At 49.3% G+C, this 16,789-nt stretch carries 13 protein-coding genes and 1 tRNA gene; 7 read left to right on the top strand and 7 right to left on the bottom strand.

Annotation, left to right across the window (positions count from 1 at the left end; translation table 11 throughout):
- Both REIFOR_RS05710 and REIFOR_RS05705 read right to left on the bottom strand, forming a co-directional pair.
- On the bottom strand, positions 1 to 684 hold the full coding sequence (locus REIFOR_RS05710; protein WP_100256640.1) for a GNAT family N-acetyltransferase: 684 nt from the start codon (positions 682 to 684) through the stop codon (positions 1 to 3).
- Positions 668 to 1,561, bottom strand: a complete 894-nt coding sequence (locus tag REIFOR_RS05705) for an alpha/beta fold hydrolase (RefSeq protein WP_145980240.1) — start codon at positions 1,559 to 1,561, stop codon at positions 668 to 670. Before REIFOR_RS05705 ends, REIFOR_RS05710 begins: the two co-directional genes overlap by 17 nt.
- A gap of 161 nt (positions 1,562 to 1,722) precedes the next feature.
- Between REIFOR_RS05705 and REIFOR_RS05700 the strand changes: the two genes are divergently transcribed.
- The 4 genes from REIFOR_RS05700 to REIFOR_RS05685 are packed head-to-tail and all read left to right on the top strand — an operon-like array spanning position 1,723 to position 4,793.
- Positions 1,723 to 2,940 (top strand): hydroxymethylglutaryl-CoA synthase family protein, encoded by a 1,218-nt coding sequence (locus REIFOR_RS05700; RefSeq protein WP_100256638.1) that lies wholly within the window; start codon positions 1,723 to 1,725, stop codon positions 2,938 to 2,940.
- 26 nt (positions 2,941 to 2,966) lie between these two features.
- Positions 2,967 to 3,422: an FAS1-like dehydratase domain-containing protein gene (locus tag REIFOR_RS05695; RefSeq protein ID WP_100256637.1), complete on the top strand. Its 456-nt coding sequence runs from the start codon at positions 2,967 to 2,969 to the stop codon at positions 3,420 to 3,422.
- On the top strand, positions 3,409 to 3,903 hold the full coding sequence (locus REIFOR_RS05690) for a hotdog family protein (RefSeq protein ID WP_100256636.1): 495 nt from the start codon (positions 3,409 to 3,411) through the stop codon (positions 3,901 to 3,903). Before REIFOR_RS05695 ends, REIFOR_RS05690 begins: the two co-directional genes overlap by 14 nt.
- A 5-nt stretch (positions 3,904 to 3,908) precedes the next feature.
- Positions 3,909 to 4,793: a CheR family methyltransferase gene (locus REIFOR_RS05685; protein WP_100256635.1), complete on the top strand. Its 885-nt coding sequence runs from the start codon at positions 3,909 to 3,911 to the stop codon at positions 4,791 to 4,793.
- Between the two features lie 131 nt (positions 4,794 to 4,924).
- Here the strand turns inward: REIFOR_RS05685 and REIFOR_RS05680 are convergent, their stop codons facing one another.
- Both REIFOR_RS05680 and REIFOR_RS05675 read right to left on the bottom strand, forming a co-directional pair.
- Positions 4,925 to 5,902, bottom strand: a complete 978-nt coding sequence (locus REIFOR_RS05680) for a coiled-coil domain-containing protein (RefSeq protein ID WP_100256634.1) — start codon at positions 5,900 to 5,902, stop codon at positions 4,925 to 4,927.
- Between the two features lie 380 nt (positions 5,903 to 6,282).
- On the bottom strand, positions 6,283 to 8,352 hold the full coding sequence (locus REIFOR_RS05675; protein ID WP_158524301.1) for a purple acid phosphatase family protein: 2,070 nt from the start codon (positions 8,350 to 8,352) through the stop codon (positions 6,283 to 6,285).
- 1,134 nt (positions 8,353 to 9,486) lie between these two features.
- Between REIFOR_RS05675 and REIFOR_RS05670 the strand changes: the two genes are divergently transcribed.
- From REIFOR_RS05670 to REIFOR_RS05660, 3 genes are all read left to right on the top strand, one after another.
- Positions 9,487 to 10,485: an ABC transporter substrate-binding protein gene (locus REIFOR_RS05670; protein WP_100256632.1), complete on the top strand. Its 999-nt coding sequence runs from the start codon at positions 9,487 to 9,489 to the stop codon at positions 10,483 to 10,485.
- Between the two features lie 71 nt (positions 10,486 to 10,556).
- Positions 10,557 to 11,444, top strand: coding sequence for an ABC transporter permease (locus REIFOR_RS05665; protein ID WP_100256631.1), 888 nt, complete (start codon positions 10,557 to 10,559; stop codon positions 11,442 to 11,444).
- Positions 11,437 to 12,669 carry a quaternary amine ABC transporter ATP-binding protein gene (locus tag REIFOR_RS05660; RefSeq protein ID WP_100256630.1) on the top strand — a complete coding sequence of 411 codons (1,233 nt, stop codon included), beginning with the start codon at positions 11,437 to 11,439 and terminating at the stop codon, positions 12,667 to 12,669. The genes REIFOR_RS05665 and REIFOR_RS05660 overlap by 8 nt, the downstream gene beginning before the upstream one ends.
- Positions 12,670 to 12,776: 107 nt before the next feature.
- Here REIFOR_RS05660 and REIFOR_RS05655 read toward each other — a convergent pair whose 3' ends face one another.
- The 3 genes from REIFOR_RS05655 to REIFOR_RS05640 form a co-directional block, all read right to left on the bottom strand.
- A complete protein-coding gene (locus tag REIFOR_RS05655) occupies positions 12,777 to 13,268 on the bottom strand; it encodes a GNAT family N-acetyltransferase (protein WP_100256629.1) in 492 nt (163 codons plus the stop codon).
- A 127-nt stretch (positions 13,269 to 13,395) separates the two neighbouring features.
- Positions 13,396 to 13,472 (bottom strand) — tRNA-Val (locus tag REIFOR_RS05650).
- A gap of 412 nt (positions 13,473 to 13,884) precedes the next feature.
- Positions 13,885 to 16,527 (bottom strand): winged helix-turn-helix domain-containing protein, encoded by a 2,643-nt coding sequence (locus REIFOR_RS05640; protein WP_100256627.1) that lies wholly within the window; start codon positions 16,525 to 16,527, stop codon positions 13,885 to 13,887.
- Positions 16,528 to 16,789 lie beyond the last annotated feature (262 nt).

Below are 16,789 nucleotides of genomic sequence, written 5' to 3'. Positions count from 1 at the left end.
CTATACCATGGGACACCCCATGTCGTCCAATACTGGCTTACCGGGCCAAAAATCGGCGTTGAGGCGCAATCGGGTCTGCACCCGTTGGCCTGTCTTGCGAATCAGCAACTCGCCAACCACCTGATAACCACTTTTCCGCACCCCACGAAATGACCGAGTATTTTCGCTCGCGACAAATCCAAACAACTGCCTAATGCCATCGGGTCGTAACAGCTCTAATAATTTGACATGACGTAGGCCTTGAAAACCGAAGCCTCGGTAGGCTGGTAAGGTCAGGGCTTTGTAGTTATAGATGGCATCGTCGGGCAAGTTCAAATAAAAACCATCGGCTATATAGGCCAATTTTTTTAACCATACCCAGGTATAGCCGGTGAGTTGATCGCCATCCCATTGCACTAAGCAGCGGGCAATACCCATCCGTACTCGATCGACATCGAGTTGGGCAATTTCATAATCTGGTTTTTTTTTCATCGCCATCAGTTCATCCACCGAAGCAAAATGAAAATCGTAAAATCGTTCGTCAGCGGAAGACCGCTGGACATAGGTCGGTTTGGTGAGCGCAAGGAGCACGAGTCGATTGGCACCATGATGCCACAATCCGAGCCACCCGATGCGCAGAAATTCTCTGAAGCCGTACTCTCTATAAATCTTAAAAAGATAGTTGAGCTTAGTCACTAGTGTCATCCTTGGCAGTCCTTTGGTTTTGTAGATCACAGAGTAGCTTGGCAATAGGGTACGGATCTCGGTTGGGTATGTCATGACCCGCCGCATCGATCGCAGTTACCAACTGGGCAGATGGCACCAGGCCGACTATGCGTTCGCCATATTGAAACGGCACGCGCCGGTCGGTTTGCGACCAGACCACCCATGTTGGCTGATGAATTCGTGCCAGCGCGGCAAGCCATTGCGCGTTATAGGAACGCGTCACCGTTAGGGCCTGCAGCAGGCGGCTGTTGCCAAAGAAGTAGTTAAAGACTGCGCTCTGCGCCGTATAACGGGCGAGTTTATGGGCAAAAATATTTTGATACAATAATTTTTCGAAACCCTTTATCGACATCGAGCCGGGGTAACCAGACGGCGCTATCAAAATTAAGGCGCCCACTCGGTTAGGGTAGTGAGCCGCAGCCCAAGCGGCCAAGCTCGCGCCCATCGAGGTGCCGACTAATGTAACTCTGTCGAGGTCTAGGGCGTCGACAAATTGCATCAGGTCGCGGCTTTGTCGCGCCAGGGAATAATCTTCGCTCTGCCAAAATGACTGACCAAAGCCCGGCAAGTCTAGGCGAACCGACGGGCCGCACTCCCTGATGAGCGGCCATAGGGCCGACCAACTATTGAGTGAACCATTAAAACCATGCAGCAGGACAACCGCATCAACGCGCTCGGATATATTTTGAGTTTGAAAACGAATGACGCCTTTTTGAGTCGTTAGAAACTGTTGACCGGCCACCTCATCGACCCGATAGGCTGAGGGCCCAACCCAACCCAGCATGAGCGCCCAAGTCAGATACATCGTCATAGTGAGCAGGCATATCCAGCAGGCACACAGAAAATATCTCGTCACACAGAATTCCTTTCTACGTTACCGTAAAATTTTTTCTTAAATCATTTTGATTAGCTAAAATTTATATTTTTTAAAATTTAAAAATATTTTTGCCTTTTAGCAAAAGCATAATTAGACTAATAGACACAAATTGTCTAGTAATTTTGTAAAGGAATATAAGAATGATAATAGGATTGGAAGCCATCTCTTTTCACACCACGCAACACTATATCGAGTTATCCGATCTGGCCGAGGCTCGGTCAATTGCGCCAGAGAAGTTCACCCGCGGTTTGGGTCAGCAGCAAATGTCTATTGCCTGCTTGCCCGAAGATACGGTGCACCTGGCCATTAATGCCGCCAAAAAAGCCCTCGAACGATTTAATATTGCACCCGAAGAGATCGGCATGTTGGTGGTGGGCACCGAAAGCGGTGTGGATCACAGCAAACCGGTAGCTGTTTATGTGCATCAGGCCTTGGGCTTACCCAGCAATTGCATCAGTTACGAAACCAAACACGCTTGTTTTGGCGCAATGGCGGCCATTTCCGCGGCGGGCGATTGGCTAATTTCCGGTCGAGCCAACAATCGGAAAGCACTAATAATTGCGGCCGATATTGCCAATTACGCGCTCCATTCTGCGGCTGAACCCACCCAAGGCGCGGGAGCTGTCGCTATGGTTATTTCCGATCATCCGACCCTGGTTCACTTTGATCGCAATGTCGCCGGTCATTTCACCCACAATGTCATGGATTTCTGGCGACCGCTCTATGCCAAGGAAGCCCTGACAGACGGTCACTACTCCATCGAATGCTATCTCGATGCTTTAACGCACACCTTGACAGACGCCAAACCCGAGCTACCTCGGCTGTCCGACTTACAGGCGTGCCTGTACCATGTACCCTTCGTCAAGATGGCCAGTAAGGCCCATCAGCGGCACTTCGAATACGATCAAGACCTAAAGCTTGAGAAAGCCTCAACCGATTGGCTAAACTTTGAGCAGTCCTATCAAACAAAAACCCTGCCCTGGCTCGATTACAACGCGCGCGTCGGTAATATCTATACCGGCTCACTGTTTTTGTCGTTAATGGCCCTGTTGGTCAACGGCAACCTAACCCCAGACCAACTGATCAGCCTTTTTTCCTATGGCAGTGGCAGCGCAGCGGCATTCAGTTTAATCCGTCCCATAGCCGGTTATGAACAATTCAAAAGCTGCATCGACCCAAGCTTGGAACTGGCTGGACGCACTCGACTGTCGATTAGTCAATACGAGGAGATCATGCAGCAACGCGATCAATCGATCACCGAAAATGACCGGATCGATCCAGCCGACTGGGGCCTCACCACACCCTATCTATACAACGGAAATCAGGCACACATACGGCAGTATTCCGACCTTCTCTAGTCAAAAAAATAATTATAGGCTGCTATATGACCTTCAATGGCGCACCGGTAAAAGAATTTAGCTATCTGGTTACGGCCAGAGATATACGACGCTTCGCTCAGGCGATTGGGGATACCAACCCGCTCTATCAGGTTGCCGATGATGACCTAGCGAAGGACGACGACCGAATGCTGGCCCCGGCACTTTTTTGTCAGGCGATGGCCTATCAGGACCTACCCATCGAAGCTTTACCAGCAGATCTCGCACCCGCTGAGCTGACCATCTCGGTACCGGGATTACGATCTGTTGGCGGCGCCAGTCACTATGAGTTTTATCAATACGTTCGGGCCGGCGATAAGATTCGTATCCGATCCTGCATTGAATCGGTCACCGAAAAACAAGGTCGCACCGGACTGCTGTTTCTGGTCAGTGTTACCACCTGTTTTACCAACCAACTCGGCGAACCCGTGGCCAAGGAGGTAGCGACCTATGTTAAACGATAATCCGATACCCGCCAACACCTTAGCCAATGACCTGGCCAATGATCTTAGAGTCGGCGACCCTCTGCCTATCTTTGATTTCGAGGTCTCTGCGGCGCAGGTTTTCATGTACAGCGCCATTACCTGGAATCGCCATCAGATCCACTACAACCAAGCCCAAGCGCGTGCTGAAGGCCATGCCGACATAGTGGTCCAGCGGGGTCTATTGGGGAATCTCTTGGTCCGATATATCAATTCGTATTTCGACAATATCTATATTGAGACCCTTGCTTGGAAGGTGGTATCCAGTTTAACGCCTGGTCAGGTCATTCAGTGCACGGCGAGTGTTATCGATATCAGCGGCAGCGGTTGGCAGCAAGCACTGCGGCTCCACCTCAGCCTAAAGCACAAAGAACGCTTAATATGCGATGCCAGCGCGGCGATCCGCGGCCGTCATAGGGCAGATGTTTTGGTGCCCTATAATTGGGGCAGTGAAGGGGTCTGAAGCGCATGTTCAATTTACAACAACTGGCCACGATGGCTCAGTATGTCGGTCGGGCGCGTGATTTTTTACGCACCGACATCTACTACAATCTGATCCTCTATCCGCTGGTTAGCCGGAAACAACGCAAACTGCTGGCGGAATGTCGGCCGAATCAAAGCCATACTTACACTTCGTTCAATCGATCACCAGGTCAACTGGAGGCGTTGATCGGTCCGGTGCTAAACTTTATCACCCAAGGTGCACACAGCCCTGGCCAGACGCCATTGCAGATTAACGTAATGGCCGGTTCCATCGGAGCCGAAGCCTACACTCTGGCATCGACGTTGCTCAACCTGCGGCCCGATGTTGATTTCCATATCCACTGTTCGGATTTGCACGAGGAGACCGTTGCTCGTAGCATCGACGGCGTCTACAGCGCCGATGAGGTCTTGGCCGGCCAACTGCCCGAGCGCTTTTTTCGTAATACCTTTGAACGGGTCGACGGCTTCTATCGGGTTAAGTCGGCCATCCGGAAACGGGTCACCTTCTTTAAGGCGGACATCGTCACCGACCCCCTCGCTAAGTTGTATCCACCCGGAGATATTATATTTTTGCAGAATGTCCTGTTTCATCTCGATTGTGGCGCGGCTTATCGGGCTTTTAATAATGCACTGAGTACCTGCAAAACCCACTATGCGGTCTTTATCGATGGTATGTCCTTGGATATGCGCGTGGATTTAACCCATCGGCATCAACTGGTACCGCTCGATTATAAGATACGCGATATTCATCAGCATGCTCGGCGGCATGTGCCCGAAGATTGGTGGAACTACTACTTTGGCGCCGAGCCTTACTTGTTTTTCAAACCCGACCGACAACGGCGCTATAGCACCATTTTTTTAACGCCTTAAGTAAAACGGGTATGGCGCTCGCCGAAACGATCGACGCGCCAAACCCGCAAGCGTTATACTAGCCTTTAGTTTCTAGCAACCTTCTTTTGGCAGCAACGGTCCGCCTTAATTCAGCCATTGTCGATCCTGGATCAAGGTGCCACGCGGATGCACTGGGCGTAGACCCGTGCCCCTAAACCATTAGTATTGCCGGCATAAAAGTTTTTAAAACGGCCGTACCAACGGTTTCCGGATGGAATTGATGCACTAACCTGTAGGGGTTCATAGTCAGTGGCCCAAAAGCCACCACCACTGAGCGCAAAACCTGCCGGACAACTAACATAGTCGTATTTAGTTGCATAATGATAACTATAGGATGTGCCATAGCTCACGCAGATTCCCAACACAGAGACGCTACAGTATGTATGGGATGTCACGCTGTTATCCATATCGAGATAGTTGCCATAGACCGTATTCGCAATCACCGTGCCGACATCGTTTGAGACACTGCACATTAGATTGCCATTATCGAGTACGGTACTGACACTGGTTCCCGCTGGGCAGACGCCCACCACATCGTTTTGTTTTCGGGCGTCCAATTCCGCTATGTCTTCGGCCAATACTTCGATCAGAGCGCTATTGAGGGCAATATCGGTCAAGGCGGTTACCAGGCTTTCATCCATTTGCGCCATATCTGCTAGGATGGCATTTTTTTCGGCCTCCAGAACCTCGATTGCGGCGCTGTTATCGCCCATGGTATTGCTCATATCGATGATGGCCAAATTCACATCCGACAAGTCGGTTAACAACTCGTCTATCTCGAGGCCCTGATCAGCCATATTCTCGACGAGTTCCACAAGAGATCCTTGCATTTCACTGTCCTTGGCTTGCAAAGTCAGCATTTCGACGTTCAGGGCATCGATCTGCCCTTGCAGATCCAAACCCAGATCGTCGACTCGCTGCACCAGTGCTAAATGCTGTGTCTCTAAGGCATTGAGATCAGCCAATACGGCGATAATTTGGTTACGCAACTCGATGAAGGGCCGACCATTGGGGCTCGACCCGTTAGCCGCTAGAACCCCAGTGGACAATAAAATAAGTGACACTAGGCCCAGAATTAATTTTTTCATAAGACAAACTCCTTTTAGCAAAATGAATCGAAATGCTCATACAACAGCCTGTTGTGAGCACAGTAATTTTACCTCATTGAGCTGCCTCCGCCGCTAGGTTTAAGCGGGGAACTATCTATGTTTTTATGGTAATTGATTTGGATCAACGAGGGACAAGGCGACCACGGCAGGCACGATTTTATTGCCGCTCAATATGGCTCCCTGGATGGGCGATGGGCGATGAGGGATGGGGGATGGGGGATGGGGGATGGGGGATGGGGGATGGGGGATGGGGGATGGGGGATGGGGGATGGGGGATGAGGGATGAAAATTGTGTTTAGAGTGACACAACCATAACCCCTCAAAACGTCAAAGATTATGGTGTGTCGGAGCGATACTGCCTATTGCTTCTCTACTCGATACGAACGGGTGTTGTCTGTCAGAGTTATGGTGTATAAACCTGGTCCTTGAGTGAAGGAGATATCAGGCTGCTCATAGTTATTGGTATAACCATCCGGCTCTTGGTCGCCGTACCAACGGTAGTCGGCGTAAAACTTAAAGCGTGGCCAGCCGTCCGTATTACTTACAGTGACGTCGAATTGCCAAGTGTTGTCGGCCACTAAGTTCATGGGGGTTCTATTCCAATTAGTGGAACTTCCGCGAAAATCGACAAAGCTAAAGACCTTGGCATAGGGCTCGTCTGCTTTGCTGTAATCGACGGAGTCGATTAATTGCTTGGTGCGGTCATCGTTCACGCGGTAACCGGCAGGCTGCACTCGATTGCCCACGCCACCTAGGCCATAGGTTTTCAGACTAAAGTCATCGCCGTCGACCCTGATGATGCTGAAACCAATTTCATAGCCCACACCGTTTTCGTTGTGCGGATAGAAGGCCAGTTGGTCCATCTCATCGCTGGTATTATTTCTCGGCCATTGTCCGGCTGGTGGTGCAATAAGATAGCCGACACCTTGATTGTTGCGACGGCCGTAACCGGTTTTGTTAAAATCGAGACTCCAGTGGGTCGCTTCTACCGGCTTAACCCGCTGATACTCATGGACATGGCCGGTTATCGACCAATCGAGCTTACCGTTGAAGTAATCCACATAGGGCCGCAGGAATGGCACCTCATCTTTGCCACCGGCCGGATTGATGGGCGGTACATGCCAATAGGCAAAGCTCCAAGCACATTGCTGTGCCTCATTCACCTCAGCCTCGAGCCATAGGGCCTGCCGGCGTTCATTGTCGTCGGTGTTGCGTTCCGGATGACGACCATAGAAGACCGGTATTTCGGAATTCACACTGATCAGGCAAGCATTGCCATAGCGGAAACTGTAGTAGTCGGGCTGGTTCATATCGGGGTTAAGATAAAAATACTTCCTAAAGGTGCGTGTGTCTTCAGCGTTACTCCAGTATTCTTTTTCCCACTGTTTGTCGGGATCTTTGCCGCTGAGCGCTGGGTTTGCCGGGGTTTCATGATTACCAATGGCCGGCAGCATAGGTTTATAAGCGAATAGCTCCTGACCCTTGTCAAAAAACACCTTCCACCAATGAAAGCGGTCGCCGTTCTCGGGCATGTCATCCTTAACCATATCACCGACGGTGATGATGTAATCGAATTCGTCCATATGATCAGCAACGATCGACTGGGCCACGTCGTGCCAACGCTGCGCCATCTGCTCATCTTGCATATCGCCAACCACTAAGAAGTGGCTGTAATCCATATTGGTTTTCGCCGTGGTGAAGTGGTACTGGGGCGAAAACTGATCGCCCTCGCCCGTTACCTTATAAAAGTACTGGGTATTGGGCTGGAGATTTCTTAATGTGATATGACGGACCTTACCAAGGTCCGGGTCGACCGGCTCGACCGCGTCTTCCTCCTGCACGATCCAATCGTTGCTATAAGCTGGACGATAGTAGGCTTGGCCGACAAAGTACTCGCTCACATCACGCACCTCGTAGTTGATTACCATGCTGGTGGCCGGGTCTAAAACGGTTGGGGTATTGTCGCTATCGGCAAAGGTCGGATTCAAGAGCGTCAAGTACGGACCGATGTATGGCGTAAAACCTAGATCCAGGCACTCGGCATAGCTGTCATACCACTGATTGTCGGTGTAACAGCCCGAGCGATTACGCGAAAACTCATCCGCCCTATTGATAATAAAATTCAAATTCAGCCCTAAATCCAGTTCCGCTTGATATTGGCTGTTCATAGTCCAGCTGTAAAAGCCTGTGGCCGCATCGAGCTGCATAGCGGGCTGGGTGTTCCAGGTGTAGCCTTCGGACTCGGAAATCGCTGTGCCGCCGGATACCCAGGCCCAGATGGTCGGTGCAGACTGAAACTCGGCACCGTTAACTCTGATGGTCAGGCCGGTTTCGGTGGTCGCGGCAACGGTTGGTGAAAACAGCATGGCGCCAAGCGTAATCCAACAGAAGGCTAGCCAATATGATGGGGATTTTCTATTTACAGACATGGTAAAGCTCCTTAGCACATTCAACCTCAGAAACGGACACACCAAGCTATCGGGCATTGGTGTTTAATAGTAAGAAGGATGCCTGAAGCGAAAAGCCTCGCCTAGAAATGACGTTCAATTGTGTGATGGAGATCAAATTTTATCACCGAAGCCAAAAAGGATGCTTACCGCGGCCGTTTGGTCAACCTAATTCGTCAATATAAATAATAAAGAGGATAGGCAAAGCCTTAGGCCGGCTCCGCAAATAGAGGATCTTTTTTTGTGATCTTAAGGAGTCGAGTTTAAAACCAATCGCCATGCCTTTTTTAAATATAGTTTTGTATTTTTGAAATACATATAAGATTAAGATCTAAATAACTAAAACTCCAACAGCCCAGCATTATTTTTTTGTCATCTTGCCTTTTCGTATTAAAATCGACCCTGATTATTAGTAAAACAATAGAACAGAGGTCCCAATAAAAACCAACTAAGTTTGGGCATCTCTAACTCACAAAAATATTCTAATTAGCCTTAGCTCCCAGACCCCATCATCATGACCAACGAAGCGTCCCAAAAGGGTCAAAACCCTCCAGCTAGGCGACATACCAAAAAAATGCTCACATTGGTTGTCACTGCAACAAGAAATAAAGTATGAAACTTGCATGACGGCAAAAAAAACTCAAAATCTGCATTTAGCCCAGCCACAGCAAACCATTCGCTATAAAGCCTTGGCTGGACTATATTTAAGACATATATGGCTATTAAAAAAATAAATCAAAAACATTCCATCTCGCTACAGAGTCTATAGAGCGGGCCATACAGCGGAAAGCCTAGGGCGTAAGTGGGTGTTTACGTAGCCTCCCGCCTTGAGGTACTTGGGTAGTGGTGTTAAGATTGCCATTGTTATAGGCGGATAGGATGGTAATACAGGATACAGATTGCAGTTTCTGGTTACGTTAATGCGATTCATCTGTAAGACCACGGCAGTAATAATTACGCAGTTTAAAAGTCGACATCCTCAGGGAGCCAATAAAAATTCGGTTTCCAAATCCTCTATCCCGCAATAGAATAATTCCAATAAAAACAACGTAGCTTATTTATTTACGCTGTAAGACTTTTTTGAGTCTTTAATTTACCAAACGAACGGGAAAAATTATGAAGAAATTTCAAACAATAGTTGCGACATCCGTTGTAGCACTTAGCGCCTCATTGAGTTTCGGCGCAGATTGTGGCGATGTCACCATTGCTGAAATGAACTGGGCTTCTGCATCACTGCTGGCCAACATTGATAAAATTATCTTAACCGAAGGCTATGGCTGCAACGCCGAGCTGGTTATCGGCGACACCATGCCAACCAGTACTTCTATGGTTGAAAAGGGCGAGCCGGACATCGCACCGGAAATGTGGACCAGTGCAATCGCGGAAGTGCTTGAGCGCGCAGTAGCAGACAAGAAAATCCGCTACGCAGGTCGTTCACTTAGTGAAGGCGGCGAAGAAGGCTTCTGGATCCCACAGTATATGGTCGACGAATTTCCAGAGATGGCCACCATTGAAGGCGTAATTAAACATAAAGAACTCTTCATCAACCCAGAAAACCCAGATACGTTCCGTTTCATGGGCTGCCCTGCAGGTTGGAATTGCCAAATCACCACTGCCAATCTCTTTAAAGCCCTTGAGCTAGAAGAAGCTGGCTTTGAATTGGTTGATCCAGGTTCGGGCGCAGGCTTGGCAGGTTCTATTGCTAAGGCTTATGAGCGTGAAGAGGCTTGGTTCGGTTACTACTGGGCCCCTACTGCTCTGCTAGGCAAGTATGTAATGCAAAAGGTCGATTTTGGTAGCGGCATAGATGCTGAGCATTTCAAAAAATGCATCGGTAACAAAGATTGCATGGATCCAAAGGTAACTATGTACCCACCATCCGATGTTTGGACTGTTGTTGGCGAAGAATTTGCGGCCAATGCTGGAGCGCCGATAATGGAATATCTTAATAGCCGTTCTATGACCAATGCTCAAACCAACGAACTGTTAGCCTGGATTGAAGAAAATCAAGCAGATGGCGAATTTGGTGCGATGTATTTTCTAGACAACTACCCAACGATCTGGAAGCAATGGGTAAGCGACGACGTAGCTAAAAAAGTAATGTCTTCACTGTAAGCACAACCTATCGGCTCCGCAACCTTGTTGACGGAGCCTTTCATTTTCTATAGAACGCCTGGAAATTATATATGTCCTGGTTTACAGAATTCCCTCAGTTAGACCGTTACCAACTTCTTTCAATCCGAAAAACACTGGACGAAGGTTTTCGAGAATTTACTCGATCCTACGGAGATGCGATCGAGCATTTTTTCGATCCGCTCCTAGTCTTCTTGATTGGATTTGAAAAGCTCCTGCTGGCCAGCCCTTGGTGGCTAGTGATCGGCGTCATTCTATCTATTACCCATTTCGCAGCACGATCTGTTCGCTTGACGATCGGCGTTGCCATCGCCTTAATCCTGATTGGGGTTTTCGGTATGTGGGAAGATACGATGCGCACCCTAAGCATGATTACTGTCTGCACCCTACTTTCTATAGTGGTGGGCGTCCCTGTCGGGATTGCAATGTCACGTTCTAATAGAGCACAGAGCATCATTACACCAATACTCGATGTAATGCAGACCATGCCCGCCTTTGTTTACCTAATTCCCGTGGTGATGCTGCTCGGCATAGGCCGAATTCCAGGCGTCATCGCCGTTGTTATCTACGCGATCCCCCCCGTCATTCGTTTAACCAACCTCGGTATACGACTGGTCGACGAGGATGTCCTTGAAGCTGCAGACGCCTATGGCGTTACACCTTGGCAGCGCTTGTGGAACGTCCAACTGCCGCTGGCGATGCCCAATATTATGGCTGGTGTGAACCAAACTATCATGATGGCTCTGGCAATGGTTGTAATCGCCTCAATGATCGGCGTGAAAGGCTTAGGCCAGCCGGTATTGCAGTCCATTACCAATCAGTACTTTACCCAGGGACTGCTTAACGGCTTAGCCATTGTGGTAATTGCCATAATATTCGACCGGGTCTCACAAGCCTATGCCAAACGTTCTCAACAACAATTCAGAGGTCGCGATGACTGAACCAATAATCAGCATCAAGGGTTTATCCAAGCTATTTGGCAAATCACCCGAGAAGCATATGCACTTGGTCGACGCCCAGATGGGCAAGGATGCGATCCTCGCTGAAACGGGCCACTCGTTAGGCTTGAACGATATCAACTTGGATATTTATCCGGGTGAAATCTTCGTTATCATGGGCCTATCGGGCTCAGGCAAGTCGACTCTGATCCGCCATTTCAATCGGCTGATCGATCCGACTCGCGGCCAGGTTATCGTAAATGGCGATGACATCATGGCCTATGATGAGAAGGCCTTGCGTGAATTTCGGCAGAAAAAGATGTCCATGGTATTTCAACGCTTTGGCCTAATGCCTCACTACACCGTGGTTGAAAACGTTGCCTTTGGCCTTAACGCACAAGGTGTTGCGAAGCCGGAACGTACCGAACGCGCTATGCGTTGGATCAACGACGTCGGCTTGGCCGGTTATGAAAATCAGTTTCCGGCGCAACTCTCAGGTGGCCAACAACAGCGGGTCGGCCTGGCCCGTGCCCTCTGTACCGATGCTGAGATTCTGCTAATGGACGAAGCCTTTTCGGCTCTCGATCCGCTTATCCGTTCTGAAATGCAGGACCAGCTGGTAGAGCTGCAGGACAAGTTGAAGAAGACTGTGGTTTTTATTACCCACGATCTCGACGAAGCGCTGCGGATCGGCGATCGAATCGCCATGTTAAAAGATGGCTGCTTGGTTCAGGTCGGCACTCCGGCCGACATCCTGTTGAACCCTGCCGACAGCTACGTCGAGAGTTTCGTACGCGATGTTAATCGCAGCAGAGCCTTGACCGTCGATTCCGTTATGCTACCCGCCATCCAGCGCATCTCGGCTAAAACGGTCGGTGAAGCCTTGGCGGAAATGCGCAGCTCTAAACACGCCTATGCCTTCAACGTCAATACCGAGGGCTATCAGGGCGCGCTATCCTTAGACGATCTGGAAGAATACCCAGATACCGAGCACAGCGCGGCTCTGTCAGACGAACATTACTACGATTCGGATCTGACAGTCGGACCAGAAAGCGTGATTGAGACGGTCATCCCAGAAACTCTAGAGCATGAATATCCGCTACCAGTAGTGGACAGCGAAGGAGAGTTACGCGGTGAGTTGAGTCGAGATGTCATTGTTGAGGTTTTAACGCCACTAGCAGCTGAAGAAACGGAAGAGCCTGACGCAACGCCGAAAGATAAAGAATGATCTAAGGCCAACGGCCTTGCTAGCAATAAGCAAACCCCCAAAACTCGCCTTCTTGGCGAGTTTTTTGTTGTCACAGACCTATCACGTAGCTTCTTAAATCTAATTCCCTACTCGCTTACCAGCCACCGATACATCACCAAGGCATCTATATGACCCTGCTGAGGATGATTGAACGCATTCGGCAGCCTTCCTATGGTTTCGAACCCAAGCCTACCCCAGAGCCTAATGGCCCCCTTGTTACTCGCAGCCACGAAATTAAACTGCATCGCCTGGTAGCCCAGCTCTAGGGCAACTCGCTGCGAGTGCTCACACATCTTAGTGGCCAAGCCTTGGCCCCTCGCTGCAGGGGACACCATATAACCGCAGTTGCAAACATGACTGCCCGGGCCGGCCTGATTCGTTTTGATATAGTATGTGCCCACAATCTCACCCCGATTTTCTATGACAAAGGTCTTTCGCGGGCTATCCAGCCAAGTTTTTTCGGCTTGCTCGGCCGTAATCGTAGGCTCATAGGCATAGGTATCGCCAGCAGAGACTATGTCATGGAAAATGGGCCAGATAGCACTCCAGTCTGCTTTGGTTGCCGCTCGAATAGTCATATTTAAAACTCTTGGCAAAGATACAATTACAGGGGCACGCGGTTGGATAGAGCCTTGGGTTTGATAATACCGCAGATTGGCGGTCTAGAACGCAAAAAACCCGCCGTTTGGGCGGGTTCTTAAAATTTGGTAGGACTACCCAGATTTGAACTGGGGACCTCTGCCATGTCAAGGCAGCGCTCTAACCAACTGAGCTATAGTCCTAAAGAAAGCCGTATATTACGGATCTTCACGGGGCTTGCAAGCTTTTTTCAAAAAAATCAGACTTATCAGTGGCTTAGCCCATCATTGCGGGTCAAGGTTGGCTAGGACCAGGCTGCCATAAACCTCGAATTGACGGGGCTATGTCTGCCTATTCAGACCGAGGGATCCACCAGGGCCAGTGCCCTCTCGGCCAGCCGATGCTGCAATGTTAGGGACAATCCCTTATGGGCTTTTTGCAATAAATAGGTCAACTTAACCTGATCCGAGCGTTTTAAGCGTGGCAAGCGCAACCTCATGTTGCTGCGAATCAATCGAATATCTTGCCGGTCGGCATGGCTTCGCAACGCGATCGGGTCGTAAAAAATCTAAGATGCGGCCCAATAGGGCGAAGTATCTTGAGTCGGAGTGGTCCTTAAAGATGCTTACTGATCTCAATGGCTTGGGCTCGCTTATTGATATTCAATTTGCGATACAGTCGACGAATATGGCTTTTCACGGTCGAAACCGCTATATGCATGCTGGTGCCTATTTCATCGTTGTTCAAACCTTCGCCGATCAGCAACAACACCTGAACTTCTTTCGGCGTCACTAGATCATGGGCATTGGCATGCTGCCGATTCAGGCTGTCCAGTATACCATCCAATTGTTGAGCCACATTGCCGCTATCGAGCGCACTGTGACTAAACCAAACATTCCAGTCCGGCCAATCTCGCTGAAGATTCTCCGCACAGAATAGGGTACTTAACCAGATGGATTGGAGTGGTTTCAATTCACTGAACTTGGGCATTTCGGCGGCCCAAATCCGCAAACCTTCCTTATCATTAAGCCATAGGGCTAAGAGCAATTTGTTTTTAAAGGCTTGCAGCGTTAATCCAACTCGCTCTGCGGCAACAATAAGCCGCCTCAATTGGGCGATCGCTTGCACCTTATCGCCGGCAAGGTAATGTCGAATCGCATAGGCGCGTTGATAGTGTTGGTAAAAATGGTTTTCAGGCGCACAAACCAGGTGTTTTTGGCGCCAAATACAATTAGGTTCAAATTCCAATATCCCGCTGCTTTGACAGGCGAGCAGGAATTCATTGGCATGGGCCAACCAATCGGTATGGTATTCGTAATTTTGCAGCAGATAGTTGACCTGAAAGGCCAAATTGCGCGCACTTTCCGTCTGCCCTCGCCACAGCGCGATCTGTCCGCGCTGGACATGGATATTTAACAAACCATAGTTACCCAGTGGTTCAATAACCTGCTCGCTCTTGAGCAGTAGCCGATCGGCCTGGGCAAGATCACCCTGTTCAAGCAGCAGCTGGGTTCTATTGCGGTATAAGAACTCCATATGGGGCACGTCTTCTATACAATTGTCATGCGCCATATTGATCGCATCGAGTTGCACCTCCAATGCCATGGTAATTTTGCCCCATGCCGCATAGACATCGGATATTAGGCACATGGACCATAACCGCTGTTGGACCAGACCGTGATCAAAGGCCAGTTTTTCCGCCTCTTTGAGCAGCGACAGCGCATTACTCAATTCACCTCGACAGAGGGCACTCTGACCCAGAACCGAATAGGTTACGGTACGCGATACGAAGCTGTCCGGTTTGAGGTGTTTCATGCCCTGCTCCGCCAGGTTTTTAGCCAACTCAAACTCCTCAACATTGTTTGCGGCTTGCGCTTGAGCGACTATGTGTTCGGCCCACAACTCCGGATAGTCTTCGCCCCCGGCATCGGGCAACAGCTTGGCGACCTCGTCCTCTCGATAGGTGGCTAACAACACCCAGGCCTTTAACAAGGACAGCTTACGATTTTGTTTGGTCGCATCCAGGCTGACGTAATGAAACATTTTAGTCAGAGTGGCAAATTGCCCGCGCTGATAGAGCTCAACCCCGGCGCTCTCCAAGACCATGAGGATGTATTTTTGTTCCTTAAGATGCAGACAGTGTTGCACCGCTTCGATGGTTAAGCCGTTGTTTAAAAAGGTGTGAATCAGATTCTCTTGCAGTTGATCCCAGTGATCTTTGCAGCCCGCTTGTAACTTCTTAATTAGGCAGTCACGGAATATATCTTGCAATCGATACCAGCGTTCCTGCCCCTGTACGCGATAAATAAAGAGCTGGCGTTGCTCCAGCTCGTAGATATAGGTTTCGCTGTCAGACTGTCGCACCAGACTATCGCAGAGAGCGGCGTTAAATTGCTCAAAAACACAAATATTAAGGAGGAAAAATTGTATTTTTTCCGGTTGCTGATAGACCACCTCATTTAGAATAAAGGAATCAACCTCGAACGCGCCCTGCCCCAACCGACCCGAGGCATCGATAAGATCAGTTGTGGAATGAGCGTTATGTGAAATTAATTGCATCGCCGCTGGCCAACCACTGGTCTTCTCAACTAGTTCTTGTACCACGTTGACCGGCACATCAAAGTTTAAATTCTGCTTCAAAAAATCTGCCGCCTCGGCCTCATTAAAAGCCAATTGGGTCGAGCCAATTTCAATCAACTGGCCCTTGACCCTAAAACTCGACAAGGCAAATGGGGGTTCATTTTGACAACATAGTATGACGTGAATTTGCACCGGTAACATTTTCAACCAGTGCCGCAATGCCTGAATAATAATCGGATCCGTTATGGATTGAATGTCATCTAGGATCATAAAGAAGGGCGTGGTAGCGAGCGCAATCTCCATCATCGCTTTCGATAACAGGCTGTGCAGATTGGCATATTCTTGCTGTTGCACTAAGGCCAAACTCTGCGGGCAGCCGCTGTTACTGGCCTGGTGCAGAGCCTGTATAAGATGATTGGCAAAATAGCTGGGATCGTTATCATTGATGTCTAAGGAGTACCAACCATAGGTCAATTGGCGCTGACGCAACCAGCTGACTACCAGTGTGCTCTTACCAAAACCGGCAGGCGAATAGATACAGGTCAAGGGATTGACCTGGCTCTGGTCTAGCAGTAAAAACAACCGTTCTCGCACCAATAATTTTTGATTGATCGATGGACAGATGAGCTTATAGGGTTGAATCCAGAGGCTCTGATTGGCTTTTTTTTTCAGAGGCATCGAATTAGTCACACATATTTATGTGATTTTATTCTAAGCAACTCCGGACCCTTTAGGCAGTAGCAAAAACTTTGCAGAGGGAAACTCCTTGTAAAGAAGGTGGAGAAATTGAGCGCGATCATGCCACCCATCCTTTTGGTTTGGACAAAGGAAATATATTTAAAATAATGTGCTCTGAGGCGCTCGCCACCTTGCCAATGCTTGCTCAATTGGCTTTGTCGCGCGACCGTCTGCTTGTTTATTGGCCACAACCTTGCTTTCG

The sequence above is a fragment of the Reinekea forsetii genome, from assembly GCF_002795845.1.
GTDB classification, from domain to species: domain Bacteria; phylum Pseudomonadota; class Gammaproteobacteria; order Pseudomonadales; family Natronospirillaceae; genus Reinekea; species Reinekea forsetii.
This window is presented reverse-complemented; position numbering and strand designations above follow the sequence as displayed.

What these genes read in the sequence shown, in the direction of transcription:
- REIFOR_RS05690 (WP_100256636.1), top strand. Translation starts at nt 3,409, where the DNA reads ATGTTAAACGATAATCCGATACCCGCCAACACCTTAGCCAATGACCTG.
- REIFOR_RS05665 (WP_100256631.1), top strand. Translation starts at nt 10,557, where the DNA reads ATGTCCTGGTTTACAGAATTCCCTCAGTTAGACCGTTACCAACTTCTT.
- REIFOR_RS05700 (WP_100256638.1), top strand. Translation starts at nt 1,723, where the DNA reads ATGATAATAGGATTGGAAGCCATCTCTTTTCACACCACGCAACACTAT.
- REIFOR_RS05670 (WP_100256632.1), top strand. Translation starts at nt 9,487, where the DNA reads ATGAAGAAATTTCAAACAATAGTTGCGACATCCGTTGTAGCACTTAGC.
- REIFOR_RS05675 (WP_158524301.1), bottom strand. Translation starts at nt 8,352, where the DNA reads ATGTCTGTAAATAGAAAATCCCCATCATATTGGCTAGCCTTCTGTTGG.
- REIFOR_RS05660 (WP_100256630.1), top strand. Translation starts at nt 11,437, where the DNA reads ATGACTGAACCAATAATCAGCATCAAGGGTTTATCCAAGCTATTTGGC.
- REIFOR_RS05640 (WP_100256627.1), bottom strand. Translation starts at nt 16,527, where the DNA reads ATGCCTCTGAAAAAAAAAGCCAATCAGAGCCTCTGGATTCAACCCTAT.
- REIFOR_RS05710 (WP_100256640.1), bottom strand. Translation starts at nt 684, where the DNA reads ATGACACTAGTGACTAAGCTCAACTATCTTTTTAAGATTTATAGAGAG.
- REIFOR_RS05695 (WP_100256637.1), top strand. Translation starts at nt 2,967, where the DNA reads ATGACCTTCAATGGCGCACCGGTAAAAGAATTTAGCTATCTGGTTACG.
- REIFOR_RS05680 (WP_100256634.1), bottom strand. Translation starts at nt 5,902, where the DNA reads ATGAAAAAATTAATTCTGGGCCTAGTGTCACTTATTTTATTGTCCACT.
- REIFOR_RS05685 (WP_100256635.1), top strand. Translation starts at nt 3,909, where the DNA reads ATGTTCAATTTACAACAACTGGCCACGATGGCTCAGTATGTCGGTCGG.
- REIFOR_RS05655 (WP_100256629.1), bottom strand. Translation starts at nt 13,268, where the DNA reads ATGACTATTCGAGCGGCAACCAAAGCAGACTGGAGTGCTATCTGGCCC.